Source organism: Pseudomonas monsensis, assembly GCF_014268495.2.
In the GTDB taxonomy this organism is placed as follows: domain Bacteria; phylum Pseudomonadota; class Gammaproteobacteria; order Pseudomonadales; family Pseudomonadaceae; genus Aquipseudomonas; species Aquipseudomonas monsensis.
Genome location: NZ_CP077087.1, coordinates 2,543,165 through 2,560,440 on the forward strand (window position 1 = coordinate 2,543,165; position 17,276 = coordinate 2,560,440).

Below are 17,276 nucleotides of genomic sequence, written 5' to 3' on the forward strand. Positions count from 1 at the left end.
TTTTTTGGTGTTGAACAGGTTTTTGTGGCGAGGGGATCTATCCCCGATGGGTTGCGAAGCGACCCCGCTCTTATCCAGAAGAAGCAGGGGACTGCTGCGCAGTCCATCGGGGATAAATCCCCTCGCCACAGTTTTGGGTGTGGCGAGAGATCGGGTTCAGTTCAAATGAGTCTTCAGCTCAGCCGCCGCCTGCCGCACGGCCGCCTTCACTTCCGGAATCTGACTCAGCGGGTTGAGCAAGCCAAAGTCATGAATCATCCCGTTGTAGCGCACCGAGGTCACCGGTACACCGGCCGCATCCAGGTGCCGTGCATAGCCTTCGCCTTCATCGCGCAACACGTCGAACTCGGCGGTCTGCACCAGCGCGGCGGGCAGGCCTTTGAGTTGTTCGGCGCTGGCGTTCAGCGGCGAGGCGTGGATCTGCGCACGCTCGGCCGGGTTGGTGGTGTAGTTGTCCCAGAACCACTGCATCATGCCTTTGGTGAGGAAGTGGCCTTCGGCGAACTGCTGGTACGAGCCGTCGTCGAACTGTGCGTTGGTCACCGGCCACATCAGCAACTGGAAGCGCAACGCCGGGGTTTTCTGTTCCTTGGCCATCAAGGCCACGACCGCCGCCATGTTGCCGCCGACGCTGTTGCCGGCCACTGCCAGGCGCTTGCCGTCGACACCGATGTCTTTGCCATGCTCGGCGACCCATTTCGTCGCGGCGTAAGCCTGGTTGATCGCAGTCGGGTACTGCGCTTCCGGCGACGGCGTGTAATCGACATACACCGCCACGGCACCGGAACCCACCACCAGATCACGGATCAGGCGCTGGTGGGTCGGGAAATCGCCCAGTACCCAGCCGCCACCGTGGAAGAACATGAACACCGGCAGCTCGCCTTTGACCTTGGCCGGGCGTACCACTTTCAGGTTGATGGTCTGGCCATCGACCTTGATCGCCTTGTCGCTGACCTCAACCCCGGAGAGGTCCACCTTCACCGAAGCCTGGGCACCGGTCAGCACCGCACGGGCGTCTTTCGGGCTCAGTTGCTCCAGCGGTTTGCCACCGTCGGTGGCGAGGGCGTTGAGGAATGCTTGGGTGTTGTGTTCGACACCGCTGCTTTCGGCGGCGAATGCGTTGCCGATGGACAGGGCGAGGAGGGAGGCGGTCAGGGTTTTCTTGACGATGTTCATGGTGGAAATCCTTTTGACGATGTTTTGAGTTGTTTGCCTGGGTTGCGGGCTGCTGTGGCGCTGGGGTTCAGGCCTCAGCAACACCGTAAGCACAGATTAATGAGCTGTCGAAAAGTGAAAAAGCGGCTATAAAGCGTTTAACTGTCCACCAGGAAGTGACAATGAACCCGTTCGAAGACATGCGTATTTTTTGCCAGGTCATGGACTCCGGCAGCTTCACCGCAGCAGCCGAGCAGTTGGGGCTGTCCAAGCAGTTCGTCAGCCGCCGCTTGATGCAACTGGAAGAGCGCCTCGGGGTGCGGCTGTTGAACAGATCGACCCGGCGCCTGGACGTGACGCCGCTGGGCCAGAGCTATTACGAATCGGCGCTACGGCTGTTGAGCGAAGTTGAACAAGTGGAGCAGGGCATTGCCGGGCAGACCGCCGAGCCACGCGGAACGATTCGCCTGAGTGCGCCGCTGTCGTTTGCCGTGGCGCATTTGGGGTGCCTGCTGCCGATGTTTCTGCAGCGCTATCGCGAGGTCACGGTGGAGGTGGATCTGAGCGATCGGCCAGTGGACCTGCTCGGTGAAGGTTATGACCTGGCGCTGCGCATCGGCGTGCTGGAAGACTCGACGCTGATCGCCCGGCGCATCGCCTCCATTGAGCGCGTGTATTGCGCCAGCCCGGCCTACCTTGCAGAACGCGGCACGCCGCTCAAGCCGGAAGAGCTGCACAGCCACGACTGCCTGCCTTATGGCCACGGTCGTTCGGTGCAGTGGCGCTTCAACGCAGGGCAGGGCAAACCGTTGCTGGTGAATGTCACCGGGCGTATGCGCGTGAACAACGGCGAGTTGCTGCGTGATGCGGCGGTGCAGGGGTTGGGCATTACCTATCTGCCGACGTTCATCGTGGGTGCGGCGCTGAAGGATGGCCGCTTGGTGCCGGTGCTGGATGACTTGCGCCCAGAGCCGCTGACGTTATCGGCGGTGTATCCGCAGCATCGCCAGGCTTCGCGGCCGGTGCAGGCATTGGTGGAGTTTTTGCGCGAACGGTTGAACGAGAGCCACGTCGCCCTCTGAGCCCTGTAGTGGATTTTTCAAACACTGCAAAATTCTGTGGGAGCTGGCTTGCCAGCGATGGCGGTGTGTCAGGCAATACAGCTTTGTCTGACCGGGCCTCATCGCTGGCGAGCCAGCTCCCACAGGTTTTGTGGTGTTTCTAAAAATCAGTTGGCGCGCTTGTCATCGCCCGGCTCGCCGCCGACATGTACGCCACGATCATCGCCGACTTCGCCCGCAGCATGCACGCCACGATCATCACCGACTTCACCGGCGCGGTGGACGCCATGATCATCCCCCGCTTCGGCGTGAGTGCCGCTGCGGCCCGAAGAGGCGCTGCTGCCCGAGTGTCCTGAGCCGTGGTCGCTGCCGCTGTGGCCACTGTTGCCGCCGCCACCGCCACCGCTGCCGCTGTTGCCACCGCCGTGACTGCCACCGCCGCCATTGCCACCGCCGCCGCTTCCACCACCGCTACCGCCGCCGTTGCCGCCATGACCACCACCACCTCCACCACTTCCGCCACTACCTCCACCTCCACTACCTCCACCACCACCGCTACCCCCATCCTTGGCATGAGCCGTGGAAACTCCCGACAAACCCTCCGGAATCAGCACCGTAGACGCTGACAGAACTGCGCCGATGGCCATTGCGAGCACGAGCTTTTTAATGTGCATATCGTTCTCCGTCTTTGTGGTCTTGTTTGGGAACGTGGTAGTGCGTGGGTACCGAGATCCGACCCGTTCCCATGGTCAGTGAATACTCGAAGCCAGTTCGAAAATCGGGATGTACATCAGGATCACGATGACCCCGATCAACAGGCCGATGAAGGTCATCAGCAGCGGTTCGAACAACTTCACGAACCACTCCAGCCAGCGGCTGATTTCCTCGTCGTAGAAATCGGCGCTGCGCTCCATCATCTGCCCGAGGTTGCCGGACTGTTCGCCGGCGCGCAGCAGGCGCAGGGACACCGGTGTCACCAGGTGATTGAGCTCCAGCGCGGTGGACAGCGATTGCCCCTCGCGCACCCGTTCGCAGGCCTGATCCAGGCGCACCCGCGACGCCACGGTGAGCAAGCCGCGCACCATGCTCATGGCGGTCACCAGCGGAATCCCGCCCTGCAACAGAATCCCCAGCGAACGATAAAAGCGTGCCAGTTCATACATGAAAATCCGTTGATGCACGGCCGGCAGTTTCTCCACCAGCCGGTCCAGCCCGCGGCGAAACGCCGGTTGTTTTTGCAGCACGGCAAGGGCGATGACCAGCGCTGCCAGCCCGCCGAAGAACTCGGCCTGATGCGCATGCAAAAACATGCCGCTGCTCATCAGCACCTGCGACAGCCACGGCAGGTTATTCCCCAGCCCTTCAAACACCAGACTGAAACGCGGCACCACGTACCCCATCAAGAACAGCACCACGCCACCGCCGACTATCAGCAACAACATCGGGTAGATCGAGGCGCTGATGATCTTCTGGCGCACCTCGTCCATGCGCTGGCGGTAACTGACGTAACGACCCAGCGCATCGCCGACCGCGCCGGTCTTCTCGCTGGACTGTACCAGCGCCACGTACAGCGGCGGGAACACCGCCGACAACTGGCCCAACGCCTGCGAGAAGGATTTGCCCTCGTACAGCAGGCGCACCAGCTCACTCAAGGTTTTGCGGGCGGCGGGGGCGGTTTCTTTTTCGGCGAGGCTTTCCAGCGCATCGATCAGCGGTAGGCCAGCATTGAGCAGGGTGGTCAGCTCCTGGCTGAACAGCACCAGGTTGAAGGTCTCGCGCTGACGCAGTTTCAGCGAGCGCCAATGCTTGTCGGCGTGCGAGCTGAGCACACGCAAACCCTGGTCCTCGGCGATCCGCCGCGCCTCGCTGTCACCCGGCGCTTCCACGCTCAACGACACCACGCCCGCCTTGCCAACCGCTTTCACATGAAATCGCATGGGCCGCGCTCCGTTCACTGCCAATTGGTCACTTCGGCGTTTTCACCTTCGCCGCCGGGCTGGCCGTCCTTGCCCATCGAGAGCAGGTCGTACTCGCTGTTTTCGCCGGGATAGCGGTAGGTGTAATTACGTCCCCACGGGTCCTGCGGCAGTTTTTTCTGCAAATACGGGCCGGTCCATTTCGCCTCGTCACTCGGTGCGGTGACCAAGGCCTGCAAGCCCTGTTCGGTGGACGGGTAGTGACCGACCTCCAGTCGATAGATATCCAGCGCTTTGCTCAGCCCTTCGATCTGCGCCTTGGCCACTTTCACTTCCGAGCGACCGAGTTGGGCGAAGTATTTCGGCGCGACGATCCCGGCCAACAGGCCGAGCACCACCAGCACCACGAGCAATTCGAGCAGGGTAAAACCGCGTTGGCCACGCGGACGATATTGCAGCTTCATGATGACCTCCCGTGAGTGGCAGCCGTGTCGCCTGAACGGCTTATGCAATTGCCATGCTCAGCCCCCCCTGAAAACCACCTGATTGGCTAAAACCCTTGTAAACCGGGCATTTCAAGAGTCGGCACAGTGCTTGCGTATGGCTCAAACGTGATCGGCCATTGGGGCATTTCCCCCAATTTATCGGGGTCGATCCGGGGAGGCCCGACATGAAATTTCTTGCCAGCGGATTGCTCGGCTGTGTGCTGCTCAGCGGCGCCGCGCAAGCCGATGTGTTCATCTCGGTGGACGCCAAGGGCAGCTACGTGCTGTCCAACGTGCACCGGCCCGGACGCATCTACGAACGGGTGATTCACGAGGCTGACGCCGCAGTGGCCAGCCTTGATCAGCAGCCGCAAATGATCGCCAACCAGCCTTACGCGGAACTGGTGTCGGCGGCGGCCAAGGTCAATCAATTACCCGAAGCGCTGTTGCACGCGGTGATCAACGCAGAATCCCACTACAACCCCGGCGCGACCTCAGCCAAAGGCGCGGGCGGGCTGATGCAGTTGATGCCCGACACCGCGCGCGAGCTGGGCGTCACTGACGTCTACGACCCCAAGGCCAACATCCAGGGCGGGGCCAGATACCTCAAGCGTCTGATGACCCTGTTCGACAACGACATCGCCCTTGCCGTGGCGGCTTACAACGCCGGGCCGGACGCGGTGCTCAGCCGTGGCCGGGTGATTCCGCCGTTCGCCGAAACCCAGCGCTACGTGCCGAACGTGTTGCGCCAGTACCGGCGTTTGCAGGGCCTGGCCATGGATGCGCCGTTGTGAGCCCAACCCGGTTTTCCCCACTTTCGGGGCAAACCGGATAGACCCGAAAAGTGGGGGAAAGCGGTGGGGAATATCCCCCGGATTCTCAAGTGGTCGCGGTAACTGATTGAACAGTAATGAGATTTTTTGTGGCACGCGGATTGCTCCAGGGCATTTGTCGAGAAGTGTTCGCGAGAGCACCCACTACGAGGTTACTGATCATGGTTGGCATTCATCACGCTCCGTCTCTGTTCAACTGGCTGCTGATCCTGGCCTCGATGCTCAGCGTCGAACTGGCCGGCGCGGCCGTGCGTTGCGAGCGCAATCTGGTGGCCAACGTCGTCGCCTTCGATCAACCGCTGATGTTCAACCGCCTCGGTGCGCAGAACATCAACGGCATGATGTTCGCCCTGCGCCGCGATGTGGTCGATGAACATGAGCAGTCACTGGCTTACGGTGGCGCTGCGGTGCCGGGTAAAGTTTCGCTACGCCCGGACAAGCGTCCGCGGCCGTTGGTGTTGCGCGTGGCCGCCGGCGATTGCCTGACGATCAATCTGCAGAACCTGCTCGACTATCAGGCCAACCCGAACAAGCACTTTGAAAACGAGGGCGAAGCAGAGGGCGTCGAAAACGCCAACGGCGCCGAAGACTTCAAAGTCGACGAGCAGGTCGCCGATCGTCACGTCGGTTTCCAGGTCAACGGCCTGCAAGCGGTGAACAGCATCGATGACATTTCTTCGTTCACCGGGCGTAACGCCAACAGCCTGGTGCCTCCGGGCGCGAGCCGCAGTTACACCTTGTTCGCCGAACGTGAAGGCGCGTTTGCCGTCAGCAGCCGTGGCGCGACGTTTGGCGGCGAGGGCGCGGCCGGCAACGTTGCCAACGGTCTGTTCGGCCAGGTCGTCGTGCTACCCAAGGGCGGTCGCACTTATCGCAATACCCTCACCGAAGAAGAAATGCGCCTGGCCACGACTGGCCGCGCACCCACCGGCCAACCCATTGTCGATTACCAGGCGCGCTACCCGCAGCGCGAACCTTGGTTACGCGAAGGCAAGGCCGGCACGCCGATCATCGGCATGGTCGACGGCAATGAAATCATTTCCAGCGAAAGCGATGCGATTGTCATGGGCAGCAACGCCGATGGCAGTTTCCCGTCCAGCACCTATCCGCTGGAAACGATGGGCAAACGCAACCCGGCGATCCCCAACCGCTTGGAACCGTTCCGCGATTTTGCCTCGCAGTTCCAGGACGAAACCGCCGCGACTCAAGCGTTCCCTGCATATTGGGCCGATCCGGTGATGGCCCATGTGCTGGAGCCGACCCGCGACTCGTTCATGATCAACTACGGCTCCGGCGGCATGGGCGCCGAAGTGGTCGCCAACCGTTTGGGCGTGGGGCCGATGCACGACTGCCTGTCGTGCGCCTATGAAGAATTCTTCCTCAGCTCGCACACGGTTGGCGATGTGGCGATGCTGGTGGACGTGCCGGCCAACACCGGGCTGGAGAACATCGCCCCGGGCCAGACACCCCGCGCCGATCAGATCGGTGTGAAAGCGACCATGGCCCTGTATCCGTCGGAGCCGTCGAACGTCAACCACAGCTACATCGGTGACTTCGTCAAATTCCGCAACACCCATAATGGCCACGAGCAGCACATCTTCCACCTGCACGGCCATCAGTGGCTGTTCAACCCCAACGATGACAACTCCGATTACGTCGACGCCCAAGGCATCGGTCCGGGCGCCGGCTACACCTATGAAATCGCCAACGGTGGATCGGGCAACCGCAACCGCGTGGCCGGCGACGCAATCTATCACTGCCATTTCTATCCGCACTTCGCCCAAGGCATGTGGGCCATGTGGCGGGTGCACGATGTGTTCGAAGAGGGCACTCGACTTGATGTTTCGCAGCAGGGCGCCGACGGCTACCACAGCGAACCGTTTGCCTTGCGCAGCGGCAAACCGGCGGCCGGCGCACGCGCCTTACCGGACGGCGAGATCGTTGCCGGCACACCCATTCCGGCGATTGTGCCGCTGCCCGGCAAAGCCATGGCGCCGATGCCTGGCAAAGTCGTGGTGGTGCCGAAAATCGGTGAAACCCTGGTCGCCGGCCATGATGACGAGGATGACGAAGAAGAGGGCGATGATGACGGTGAACACCATGGCGGCAACGCGGGTGGTCAGGCCATCGGCTCACTGGCGCTGGTCGATCGCAGCGAAGCCAACCGCAATGCCGACGGCAGCCTGAAAAACCCTGGCTACCCGTTCTGGATCGGCGGCATGGAAAGTTCGGTCGGCCAACGTCCGCCAACGCCGCCACTGGACATGCTCGACGCGGCCACCGCGCAATCGCTCAAGGCCAGCGGCAAAGCGCTGTGGGCCAACCTTGACCCGGCGCAGTCCGGCGGTTGGGATGGCGGCTTGCAGCGGCACGCACTCGATGGCGTCGCGGCCGGTGGCGAGGCACACACCGTGACCACTTCGCTGGACTTCTCCAAGGAAGTCACCCGCGCCAAACCGATTTACCTGCCCGAAGAAGGCACCGAAGTCGAACAGGCGGCGATGGCCTTCCACGCAAAAAAAGATCACCCAAGCTACGCCCTGCTGCCCGGCAATCAAGTGGTGGCCAAGGCGTTCCGCACCAACGGTGCCTTGCCGATGGCCGGCGCGCCGTACTACGAACCGTGCATGGACGATCGGCAAAAACGCCTGACCAGCAATGCCGGCAGCGGCGAGTTCGCCAGCGGTGAGCGCATCGACGGCATGTCCTTTGTCGGCGCCTCGACCTTCACCGCCGACCGCCCACGGATCTACAAAGCCGCCAACATCCAGTTTGATGCGGTGTACAACAAAGTCGGTTATCACTTTCCGCAGGCGCGCATTCTGGCGCTGTGGGAAGACGCCTGGCCGGTGATCACCAAGCAGCGTCCGCCAGAGCCGCTGGTGATGCGCATGAACACCTTCGATTGCGTGCAATACCAGCAAACCAACCTGGTGCCGGCCACTTACGAGATGGACGATTATCAGGTGCGCACGCCGACCGATGTGATCGGCCAGCACATTCACCTGCCGAAGTGGGATCTGACCTCGGCGGACGGCTCTTCCAACGGCTGGAATTACGAGGACGGCGTGCTCTCGCCCGGCGCTGTGCAGGAGCGCATTCACGCGATCCGCGAGTTCAACCAGTGCGCCGGTACTGATCCGCGTGACGGCACTCAGGCCTGCCCGAAAGCCAGGAACCATCCGTTCTTCGGCCAGTACGGCCGCGCCGACTGGCTGGGTGCGCGCACGGCGATGCAGCGCTGGTTCGTCGATCCGGTGGTCAACGCCAAAGGCGTCGACCGCGGCCTCGGCACGATCTTCACCCACGACCACTTAGGCCCATCGACGCACCAGCAGATCGGTCTGTACGCCACCGTGTTGGCCGAACCGGCCGGTTCCACCTGGTTCCACGCCGAAACCGGCGAGCCTCTCTATAGCGGCGCGCGCCAGGACGGCGGGCCGACGTCGTGGCAAGCGGTGATCAACACCGGCGACCTCGACGGCGATGGCAAGAACGACAGCTTCCGCGAGTTCTTCCTCGAATACAGCGACTTCCAGCACGCCTATGAGGCCGGCGTCTATGTGGGCGCCGGTCCCAACGGCGTGCCGAATGCGCAGGCGTTCCCGGCCACCGCCGACAGCTTCCGCTACGCGATCAACCCGCCGGTGCGCAACAACGCCAGCAACTTGCTTGAAGGGGTGCTGGAGGTGCAGGGCGGTCAGGTTCCGGGGTGCCCGAGCCGGCCATGCCCGCAGGCGATTTCGGTGGATGATCCGGGCATGTTCGTCGTCAACTATCGCAACGAACCGCTGGCCCTGCGCGTGTACGACCCGAACAAGGTCGGCCCGGACGGCAAGCGCGGCATGCAGGCCGACGGCCTTGGCGGTGATCTGGCGTTCGCCATGCAAAGCCGTACCGACCGGGCGATTCCGGCGATGAACCTGGCGCCGAATCTGCTCACCTCGGCGACCGGCCCCACCGGTGGCACCACGCTGTTTCCGCCGCACATCAACAAGGGCGGCGGCGAGCCGGGTGATCCGTTCACGCCAATGCTGCGTACTTACACCGGCGACAACGTGCGGCTGCGGGTGCATGCCGGTGGCCATGAGGAAGAGCACAACGTCACCTTGCACGGGGTGAAATGGCTGCAGAGCGGTTCCGGGTTCGGCAACAGCTCCAACTCCGGCTGGCGTGCGTCGCAGATGATCGGCATCTCCGAGCAGATGGGCTTCATTGCGCCGGTGTCGATGCTCTCCAGTTCGGCGGCGACCACGGGCGACTATCTGTACTCGATGGACGCTTCGATCGAAGGCTACTGGAGCGGTATCTGGGGCGTGATGCGCAACTACACCGCCAAACGCAGCGACTTGTTCGCCATCCCCAACAACCCGAATCCGGCAGGCATGCGTAACACCGTCGCATTCGAGGGCAGTTGCCCGCGCTATGGCGCCAACCCTAACGGTATTGGCACCCGGCCAACGGTGCAGCGCAACTATGAGGTGGTCGCGGCGCTGGCCAATGACATCCTCGGCAATGCGCTGGGCCTGACCATCGGCGATCCCGAAGGGCTCGGCCAGCATGTCGGCGGGCCGCTCAATCCAGCGGGCGGCACCCTGGTGCTGAACTCGCGCACGGTGAGCATTCCACAAGTCACCGTGACCGATCCGGAGGATGGCGAAACCATCACCATCGGCGGGCAGAGCGGGCCGCTACATGATCCGACCGCGATTCTGTATGTGCGCAAATCCGATCTGGATCCGGTGAGCGGCAAGCTCAAACCCGGCATCCCGGTCGAACCGCTGGTGCTGCGCGCAGCGGCGGGGGATTGCATCAACATCACCCTGGAAAACCGTCTGCCGAGCGTGATGCCGGATCTGACTCAAACCGCAGTGATGCAAGGCATGGTCAAGCGTGATCGCAACAGCGGTCTGGGCTCGACCACCTTCAGCAACAACCTGATGCGGCCGTCCAGCCACGTCGGTCTGCACGCGCAACTGCTGGCCTACGACATCACCAAATCCGACGGCGCCAACGTCGGCGCCAATCCGATCCAGACCGTGCCACCGCGTGTCGGCAACAGCGGCGCGTACCCGACCCGGACCTATCAGTACTACGCCGGGCATCTGGAGCGTGAGGGCAAACCGGTGACGCAACTGGGCCGCAGCGTCGACAACATCAACGCCACAGCGGTGGAGTTCGGCGGCTTGAATTTCACCCCGGCGGACGTGATCAAGCAGCCGCAAAAAGGCCTTGGTGGAGCAATGAGCATCCTGCCGATCGGCGCGACCTGGGTCGACGATGCGCGCAAGGTCAACGCCACGGTCACGGCGCCTGGGCAAACCAGCTACCGCGATTTTGCGATGGTCTGGCACAAGGCGTTGAACACCCGTTGGGCCAATGGCCGGCCGGTGGAAGGGATTGCCGCTGAGGGCTTTGGCGTGCCGACCGATCCGCAGGACAACTCGAGCATGGCGATCAACTACAAGACCGAGCCGCTGTGGTATCGCTTCGGCCTCGCTCCGGATGCACCGTTCGGGCATGCCGATGGCGCGGGTTACGGCGACATGAGCAATGCGCACATGGCTTACAGCAATGCGCTGATCGGTGGCGATCCGCAGACGCCGGTGCTGTATGCCAAACCCGGACAGCCATTCCGTACGCACATTCTGATGCCAAGCGGTGGCAGTCGCGGCACCACGTTCCAGCTCGACGGGCATGTCTGGTCGGTGAACCCGTTCCAGGCCGAGAAGAGCGACACCGGGGGGTATCCGATGGGCTCGCCGGGCGTGGGCTCGGTGCGCTTCGGCTACAACCCGATGTCGATGTACATCGGCGCCCACGAGAGCATCCTGCCGGCCGCGCACTTCAGCTTCATGATTCCGAGCGCTGGTGGCAGCAATGCGATACCGGGGGATTACCTGTTCCGCGACTACGCCGCTTACGGCAACACCTCCGGGTTATGGGGCTTGCTGCGGGTGACCAACGAACCGGAACCGGCGCCGCAGGGGCAGTAGCAGAACGGCAATGTCCCAGTGGATGCAAATCCCTTGTGGGCAGTGGTGGCAGTGAGGGAGTGGGACGGATGCAAATCCCTTGTGGGAGCGAGCTTGCTCGCGAATGGGAGCAACCCGAATTCAAGGGTGCAGCGGAAGACGCCTTCGCGAGCAAGCTCGCTCCCACAGGGACCGCGTCGTTTGGACTGAATGTGTAGGGGAGTGCTGGATGAACAGGATCATCAACATCATCGGTATTTGCACGCTGGCCATGGCCGGGGCGTTGCTGACGCTGAGTGAGATTGCGCTGGCGCAAACCGGGACGGGTCAGACGCTGAACCGTGACGGCGTGGCGGTGGATTTCAACCTCAAGCCACTGGCCGCCGACGGCAAGCTGCGCGAAGGCGAATTCGCCGATGTGCAGTTCCGCGTCACCGACAGCGCTTCCGGCCAGCCGTTGTCCGGGGTAGCGCCGGGAGCCTGGGTCGATCCGCAAACCCTCGCCGCCGATCAAGCCCAGGGCCGCGACCAGAGCTGCAAAGCCCGGGTCGGGGTGTTCCTCAAGTCCAACATCGGCGCGCGGCCGTTGCTCGACCTCAACAGCTATTTCCTGCTGGTGATGAACCGCGACGCCAGCATCGCTGTGGTCGATCCGTCGGTGTCGGTCGGCGGCATCACCAGCACCCTGGCGCGGATCGAGCTCAAGCAACCGCCGATGGACTGGGTCACCCCCAAAGACAACAAGCGCGTATTCGTCTCGATGCCGATGGCCGGAGAAGTGGCTGTCATCGACAGCGAGCAATTCAAAGTCCTCGACTCAATCGCCGCTGGCAGCCAACCGGTACGCGTGGCACTGCAACCGGATGAACGCCTGCTGTGGGTCGGCAACAACGCCAGCAAAGCCGAAGGCTCCGGCGTCACGGTGATCGACAGCCAAAGCCTCAAACCCCTCAAACACTTGCAGACCGGGCGCGGCCACCACGAAATCAGCTTCAGCAAGGACAGCCGTTTCGCCTTCGTCAGTAACCGCGACGACGGCACCGTCAGCGTGGTCGACATCGCCAGCCTGAACATCGTCCAGCAGATCAAAACCGGCTCGCATCCGCTGTCAGTCGCCTATTCAGCGCTGTCCGGCGCGGTGTATGTGGCCGATGGCAAGGACGGCACCGTGACTGTGATCGACGCCAGCACCCACGCCATCCGCCGGGTGATCAACTTGCAACAAGGCCTCGGCCCCATGGGCTTCAGCGCTGACGGCCGCTTCGGCGTGGTGCTCAACACCGTGGAAAACCGCGCCACGGTCATCGACGCCGCGACCAACAGCGCCATCCATGATCTGGACGTTTCCGCCGAGCCCTACCAAGTGGTGTTCACCCAGGCCTACGCCTACATCCGCGGGCTCGCCTCGCCGAAAGTCACCATGATCAACCTGTCGTCCCTCGGCGAAGGCCGCCAGCCGATCAGCCAAAGCTTCGAAGCCGGCCCGCAACCACCGCGTATGGCCGGGGATTTGCCGCTGGCCTCAAGCCTGGCGGTGTCACGCGACGACAACGCGGTGTTCGTGGTCAACCCGGTCGACAACACCACCTACTTTTACGCCGAAGGCATGAACGCGCCGATGTCCGGTTACCCCAACCGTGGCCAGATCGCCCGCGCCGCCATGGTCATCGACCGCAGCCTGCGCGAAGTCTCGCCGGGCCTCTACAGCGCGCGGGTGAAATTGCCGGCGGCAGGGCGCTTCGATGTGGCATTCCTGCTCAACCAGCCGAACATCATTCACTGTTTCACCGCGCAGATCGACGCCGATGGCACCGCAAAAAAACACCTCGGCCAGCCGAAAGTCGAATTCCTTCTCGACAAGACTGCCGTGGCGCTCAACGACCCCTACGTCGTGCGTTTCCGCATCGTTCAGGGCAAAGACAAGACCCAGCGCAGCGGTGTGAAAGACGTGCAACTGCGCTACTACCTCGCACCCACCTCGCACCCGCGTGAAGTGACGGCGCTGGAAGTCGCCGACGGCGTGTATGAAGCGCCAATCACCCTCGACCGCAGCGGCGCCTGGTACCTGCATGTGCGTGCGGAGTCGCTGGGCGCCGGTTTCGATGACAAGACCTTTGCCAGTGTTCGGGTAGCTCCCGGCCTGGCCCGTTGAAGAGGAGTTTCGACATGAACCGATTTGCATCCAGTGGCCTGCTGACCTTGTGTCTGTTGAGCCTCGGTCTCCAACAAGTCCAAGCCCATTCTGCGGACGAACACGCCGGGCACAAGGTCCCGGCCAGCAATACTCAGGAACACGCTCAGGTGAAGTTCGCCAACGTGCCGCTGCTCGACCAGAACGGCAAAACCGTGCGCCTTGAACAAGACCTGGTGCAGGGCAAAATCGTCGTCATGAGCTTCATCTACACCAGTTGCACCACGGTGTGCCCGGTGGTCTCGTCGATCATGGGCAAGGTGCAGAAACAACTCGGTGCGCGGGTCGGCGAAGAAGTGCAACTGGTGTCGATCAGCATCGACCCGCAGCGCGACGACCCGAAACGCCTGCAGGATTATGCGCGCACCTTCCAGCGCGGCCCGGGCTGGAGCTGGCTGACCGGCTCGCCGCAGTCGATCAATGAAACCCTCAAGGGCCTCGGCAGTTTCAGCGGCGACCTGAAGAGCCATCAACCGCTGATCCTCGTCGGCGACGGCAACAGCCGCCACTGGATGCGCTACTACGGCTTCACCGATCCGGCGCTGCTGGCTAAGGAAGTGGAAAAACTCAGCGGCTTGCGCACCCACGCCAAACACACCGCCATCGCCATGGAGCAACAGCCATGAGACTGCTCGACTGGATCTCCCTGACCGTGTGCTTCTGGATCTTCAGCACCGTGGCGTTTGCCCACGAAGGCCATGCCCCTGAGGCACCAGCGGCGGTTGCCGCCGCGCCGGCGACAGGCACCCACGACGCGAAAACCTGGTTCACCGACACGCCGTTGCAGGATCAGAACGGCGAGACCCTGCGCTTCTATAGCGATGCGCTGCAAAACCGCATCGTCCTGCTTAACGTGATCTTCACCAGTTGCAATGACGCATGTCCGCTGATCACCCAAAAGCTCAAGGAAGTCCGCGAGCTGCTCGGTGACAAGGCCTCGGACATCACCTTCATTTCCCTTACCAGTGACCCGCTGCGCGACACGCCGGCGGTGCTCAAGGCTTACACCTTGAAGCAGGGTTCCGATGACCCTCATTGGCTTTTTCTTACTGGCGACAAAGCGCAGATGGACCTGGTATTGAGCCGCATCGGCCAGATCGTGCCGACGCCCGAGCAACACTCCACGCAGCTGATCGTCGGCGATGTCGCCAATAAACGCTGGAGCAAAATCCGTCCCGACGCCCCGGCCGCCGCCATTGCCCAGCGTTTGCAGTTGCTGACAATGCCCGTGGCTGGCCGCTGAGTCCGCGCCATGAACCTGAGCCGCGTCCTCGCCCTGATCCTGCTCGCTGGCCTCAGCCTTGGCGCGAGCGCTGCGCCGTTGACACCGGAAGAGGCGGCGGGCAAGCGTCTTTATCGTCAAGGCCTGTCGGCCAGTGGCGAAGCGATCATGGCACGGGTTGGCGCGGCGGACGTGCTGCTGCCGGCGACCAGCTTGCCGTGCGCCAATTGCCACGGTGCCGATGGCCTCGGTCGGCCTGAAGGCGGCGTGCGTCCCCCCGAGTTGAACTGGGCGCGACTGACCAGCACGTATGGCCAGCAACAGGTCAACGGCCGCAGTTATCCGGCCTACAGCGAGAGCAGTCTTGCCACGGCTATCGAGCAGGGCCGCGACCCCGGCCACAATCGTCTCGACCCGAGCATGCCGCGCTTTCTGCTGTCGATGAAGGATCAGCACAACCTCACCGCCTATCTCAAACGCCTCGCCGATGAGCGCGATCCCGGCCTCGATGCCGAGACCTTGCATCTGGGCACCTTGCTGCCCAGCCAAGGGCCGCTGGCCGAGGAGGGCGCGACGGTGGCGGCGGTACTCAATGGCAGTGTGGCGCAGATCAATCAAGCCGGCGGCATACATGGGCGGCAACTGCGCCTGACGGTGATCGATCCCGGTCCGGACCGCGCCAGTGCCGAGCAGGCTCTGCAACAGTTGATCGAGCAGGAACAGGTGTTCGCGTTGATCGCGCCGCTGGCGCCGGCCCTCGACAGTGACTTGGGGCTGCGCCTGGAACAGGCCGGCGTGCCGCTGATCGGGCCGATGTCGATCCTCGGCACCCTGCAGGCCAGTCCGCAGATTTTCGAACCCTTGCCGGGATTGCCTGAACAGTTGATCGCGCTGGCCGACTACGCCACGGCAAGCCTGCGTGTGCTGCAAGGGCCGACGCTGATTGCTTATCCCGATGACCCTGCACAAACGCTGGCCGCGCAAAACCTTGGCCAGTATTTGCAGGATCACGGCTGGCAAAAAGTCCATCTGCAAGCCTACGACCAAGCTGCAGATGCGCTACCGCTGGGTTCGCGCTCGGTGTTCTATCTGGGCAATGGCGGCGGTTTCAGTCGTCTGGCCACGAGGCTGCAAAGCGCCGGGCAAGTGCCTTATCTGTTTGCCGCCTCCAGCCAGGTGGCCGGCGATCTGCTGCAAGTTCCCGACGGCTTCACCCGACGGGTGTTCCTCGCCTATCCGTTTGTGCCCAGCGACTGGACCCAGGCCGGGCGCATGGCCCTGACGTTACTGCGTGAAGGCCAGGGCCTCGGCGCCCAGCACGCGGTGCTGCAAGTCGGCGCTTACACCTCGATGCTGCTGCTCAGCGAAGGCATGAAGCAGGCCGGCCGCGACGCCAGCCGGGAAAAACTGGTGGCGGCGCTGGAAGACCTGCACGACTTCGACACCGGCCTGACCCCGCGCCTGAGCTTCGGCCCCGGTCGACGCTTGGGCTTGAGTGGCGCGCATGTGGTCACCGTGGATTTGCCCGATCAGCGTTTCTATCTGGTCGCGCCCTATAAACCGATTGTTGCCAGCCCCTGAACGGAGGCCCCGATCATGAAACTCTCAACGCTGATCTTGTTGCTGACTTGCTGGCTGCCGCTGGCGTGGGCGAATAACGAGCCGGCCGTGGCGCGGGTCAATGGCGAGGAAATATCAGGCTTTCGCTTCGAGCGCTTTTTCGCTGAATACCTGGAAGATCAGGGCCGTGCGGTGACGAGCATTCGCAGTCCCAAGGCCTACAAGGAACTGCGTCAGGCGGCGTTGCAAATGCTGATCGACAAAGAATTGCTGTGGCAGGAATCGCAGAAACGCGGGCGGCAGATCGACGAGCAAGCGGTGCGTCAGCAGATCGAGCAAACCCGCATTGCCATCGGCGGCGCGGATAAATTTGTCCGGCGCTTGCAGGATGCCGGTTTCGATGAGGCGTCCTTCACCGAGTACACCCGCCGGGAACTGGCGGCGCAGCAGATGTTCGCCGAACTGATCCGCGCCAATACCTTGCAACCCCGCCACCTGCTGATCCGCGTGCCCGCGCAAGCGGATGCAGCCACAGTCGCCGCAGCGCGTCTACGCTTGATGCAAATGCGCGCGCCGATTGCCGAGGCCGCGACGTTTGCCAGCCAACCGCTGCGTTCACCGTTCGGCTGGCATGTGATTTATTTGCAGAACCACTTGGAGGCCGCCGATGTCCCAGATTTACAGGGGCTGGATACAGTCAGGGCAGAGCTCGCCCGACAGCAACAGACCCAGGCTCGTCGTCAGGTGCTCGCGCAATTACGGGTGCAGAACAGGATCGAACGAATTGACGACGACTGAAGGTTCCCCCCCAATAGTGGGGAATGGCTTCGATGCCCATTCAGGTGCTTCCCCGTTTCTGGGGAACGGGGTACCGGGAC

General features: G+C 62.8%; 12 protein-coding genes. 8 read left to right on the top strand and 4 right to left on the bottom strand.

Going from position 1 to position 17,276, the window contains the following annotated elements; genetic code table 11:
- Nucleotides 1-156: 156 nt before the first annotated feature.
- A complete protein-coding gene (locus HV782_RS11165; RefSeq protein ID WP_186747813.1) occupies nt 157-1,176 on the bottom strand; it encodes an alpha/beta hydrolase in 1,020 nt (339 codons plus the stop codon).
- A 161-nt stretch (nt 1,177-1,337) separates the two neighbouring features.
- Here HV782_RS11165 and HV782_RS11170 point away from each other — a divergent pair, with 161 nt between their 5' ends.
- Nucleotides 1,338-2,237: a LysR family transcriptional regulator gene (locus HV782_RS11170; RefSeq protein ID WP_186747815.1), complete on the top strand. Its 900-nt coding sequence runs from the start codon at nt 1,338-1,340 to the stop codon at nt 2,235-2,237.
- 146 nt (nt 2,238-2,383) lie between these two features.
- On the opposite strand, the gene HV782_RS11175 is transcribed toward HV782_RS11170, so the two are convergent.
- From HV782_RS11175 to gspG, 3 genes are all read right to left on the bottom strand, one after another.
- Nucleotides 2,384-2,890 (bottom strand): hypothetical protein, encoded by a 507-nt coding sequence (locus HV782_RS11175; RefSeq protein ID WP_186747817.1) that lies wholly within the window; start codon nt 2,888-2,890, stop codon nt 2,384-2,386.
- A 75-nt stretch (nt 2,891-2,965) separates the two neighbouring features.
- The gene (locus HV782_RS11180; RefSeq protein ID WP_186747819.1) at nt 2,966-4,153 is read right to left on the bottom strand and encodes a type II secretion system F family protein; all 1,188 of its coding nucleotides are present in this window, start codon (nt 4,151-4,153) and stop codon (nt 2,966-2,968) included.
- A 14-nt stretch (nt 4,154-4,167) separates the two neighbouring features.
- Nucleotides 4,168-4,596: a type II secretion system major pseudopilin GspG gene (gene gspG, locus HV782_RS11185; protein ID WP_123463262.1), complete on the bottom strand. Its 429-nt coding sequence runs from the start codon at nt 4,594-4,596 to the stop codon at nt 4,168-4,170.
- Nucleotides 4,597-4,802: 206 nt separating this feature from the next.
- Here gspG and HV782_RS11190 point away from each other — a divergent pair, with 206 nt between their 5' ends.
- From HV782_RS11190 to HV782_RS11220, 7 genes are all read left to right on the top strand, one after another.
- On the top strand, nt 4,803-5,411 hold the full coding sequence (locus HV782_RS11190) for a lytic transglycosylase domain-containing protein (RefSeq protein WP_186747821.1): 609 nt from the start codon (nt 4,803-4,805) through the stop codon (nt 5,409-5,411).
- Between the two features lie 200 nt (nt 5,412-5,611).
- Complete coding sequence (gene mnxG / locus HV782_RS11195) at nt 5,612-11,446, top strand: manganese-oxidizing multicopper oxidase MnxG (protein WP_186747823.1); 5,835 nt, start codon at nt 5,612-5,614, stop codon at nt 11,444-11,446.
- Nucleotides 11,447-11,654: 208 nt separating this feature from the next.
- Nucleotides 11,655-13,577, top strand: coding sequence for a YncE family protein (locus HV782_RS11200; protein WP_186747825.1), 1,923 nt, complete (start codon nt 11,655-11,657; stop codon nt 13,575-13,577).
- Between the two features lie 14 nt (nt 13,578-13,591).
- Nucleotides 13,592-14,242, top strand: coding sequence for an SCO family protein (locus HV782_RS11205; RefSeq protein ID WP_186747827.1), 651 nt, complete (start codon nt 13,592-13,594; stop codon nt 14,240-14,242).
- On the top strand, nt 14,239-14,859 hold the full coding sequence (locus HV782_RS11210; RefSeq protein WP_123463253.1) for an SCO family protein: 621 nt from the start codon (nt 14,239-14,241) through the stop codon (nt 14,857-14,859). The genes HV782_RS11205 and HV782_RS11210 overlap by 4 nt, the downstream gene beginning before the upstream one ends.
- Nucleotides 14,860-14,868: 9 nt before the next feature.
- Nucleotides 14,869-16,419, top strand: coding sequence for an ABC transporter substrate-binding protein (locus HV782_RS11215; protein WP_186747829.1), 1,551 nt, complete (start codon nt 14,869-14,871; stop codon nt 16,417-16,419).
- Between the two features lie 15 nt (nt 16,420-16,434).
- Nucleotides 16,435-17,196, top strand: coding sequence for a peptidylprolyl isomerase (locus HV782_RS11220; RefSeq protein WP_128616011.1), 762 nt, complete (start codon nt 16,435-16,437; stop codon nt 17,194-17,196).
- The last annotated feature ends 80 nt before the right edge of the window (nt 17,197-17,276 follow it).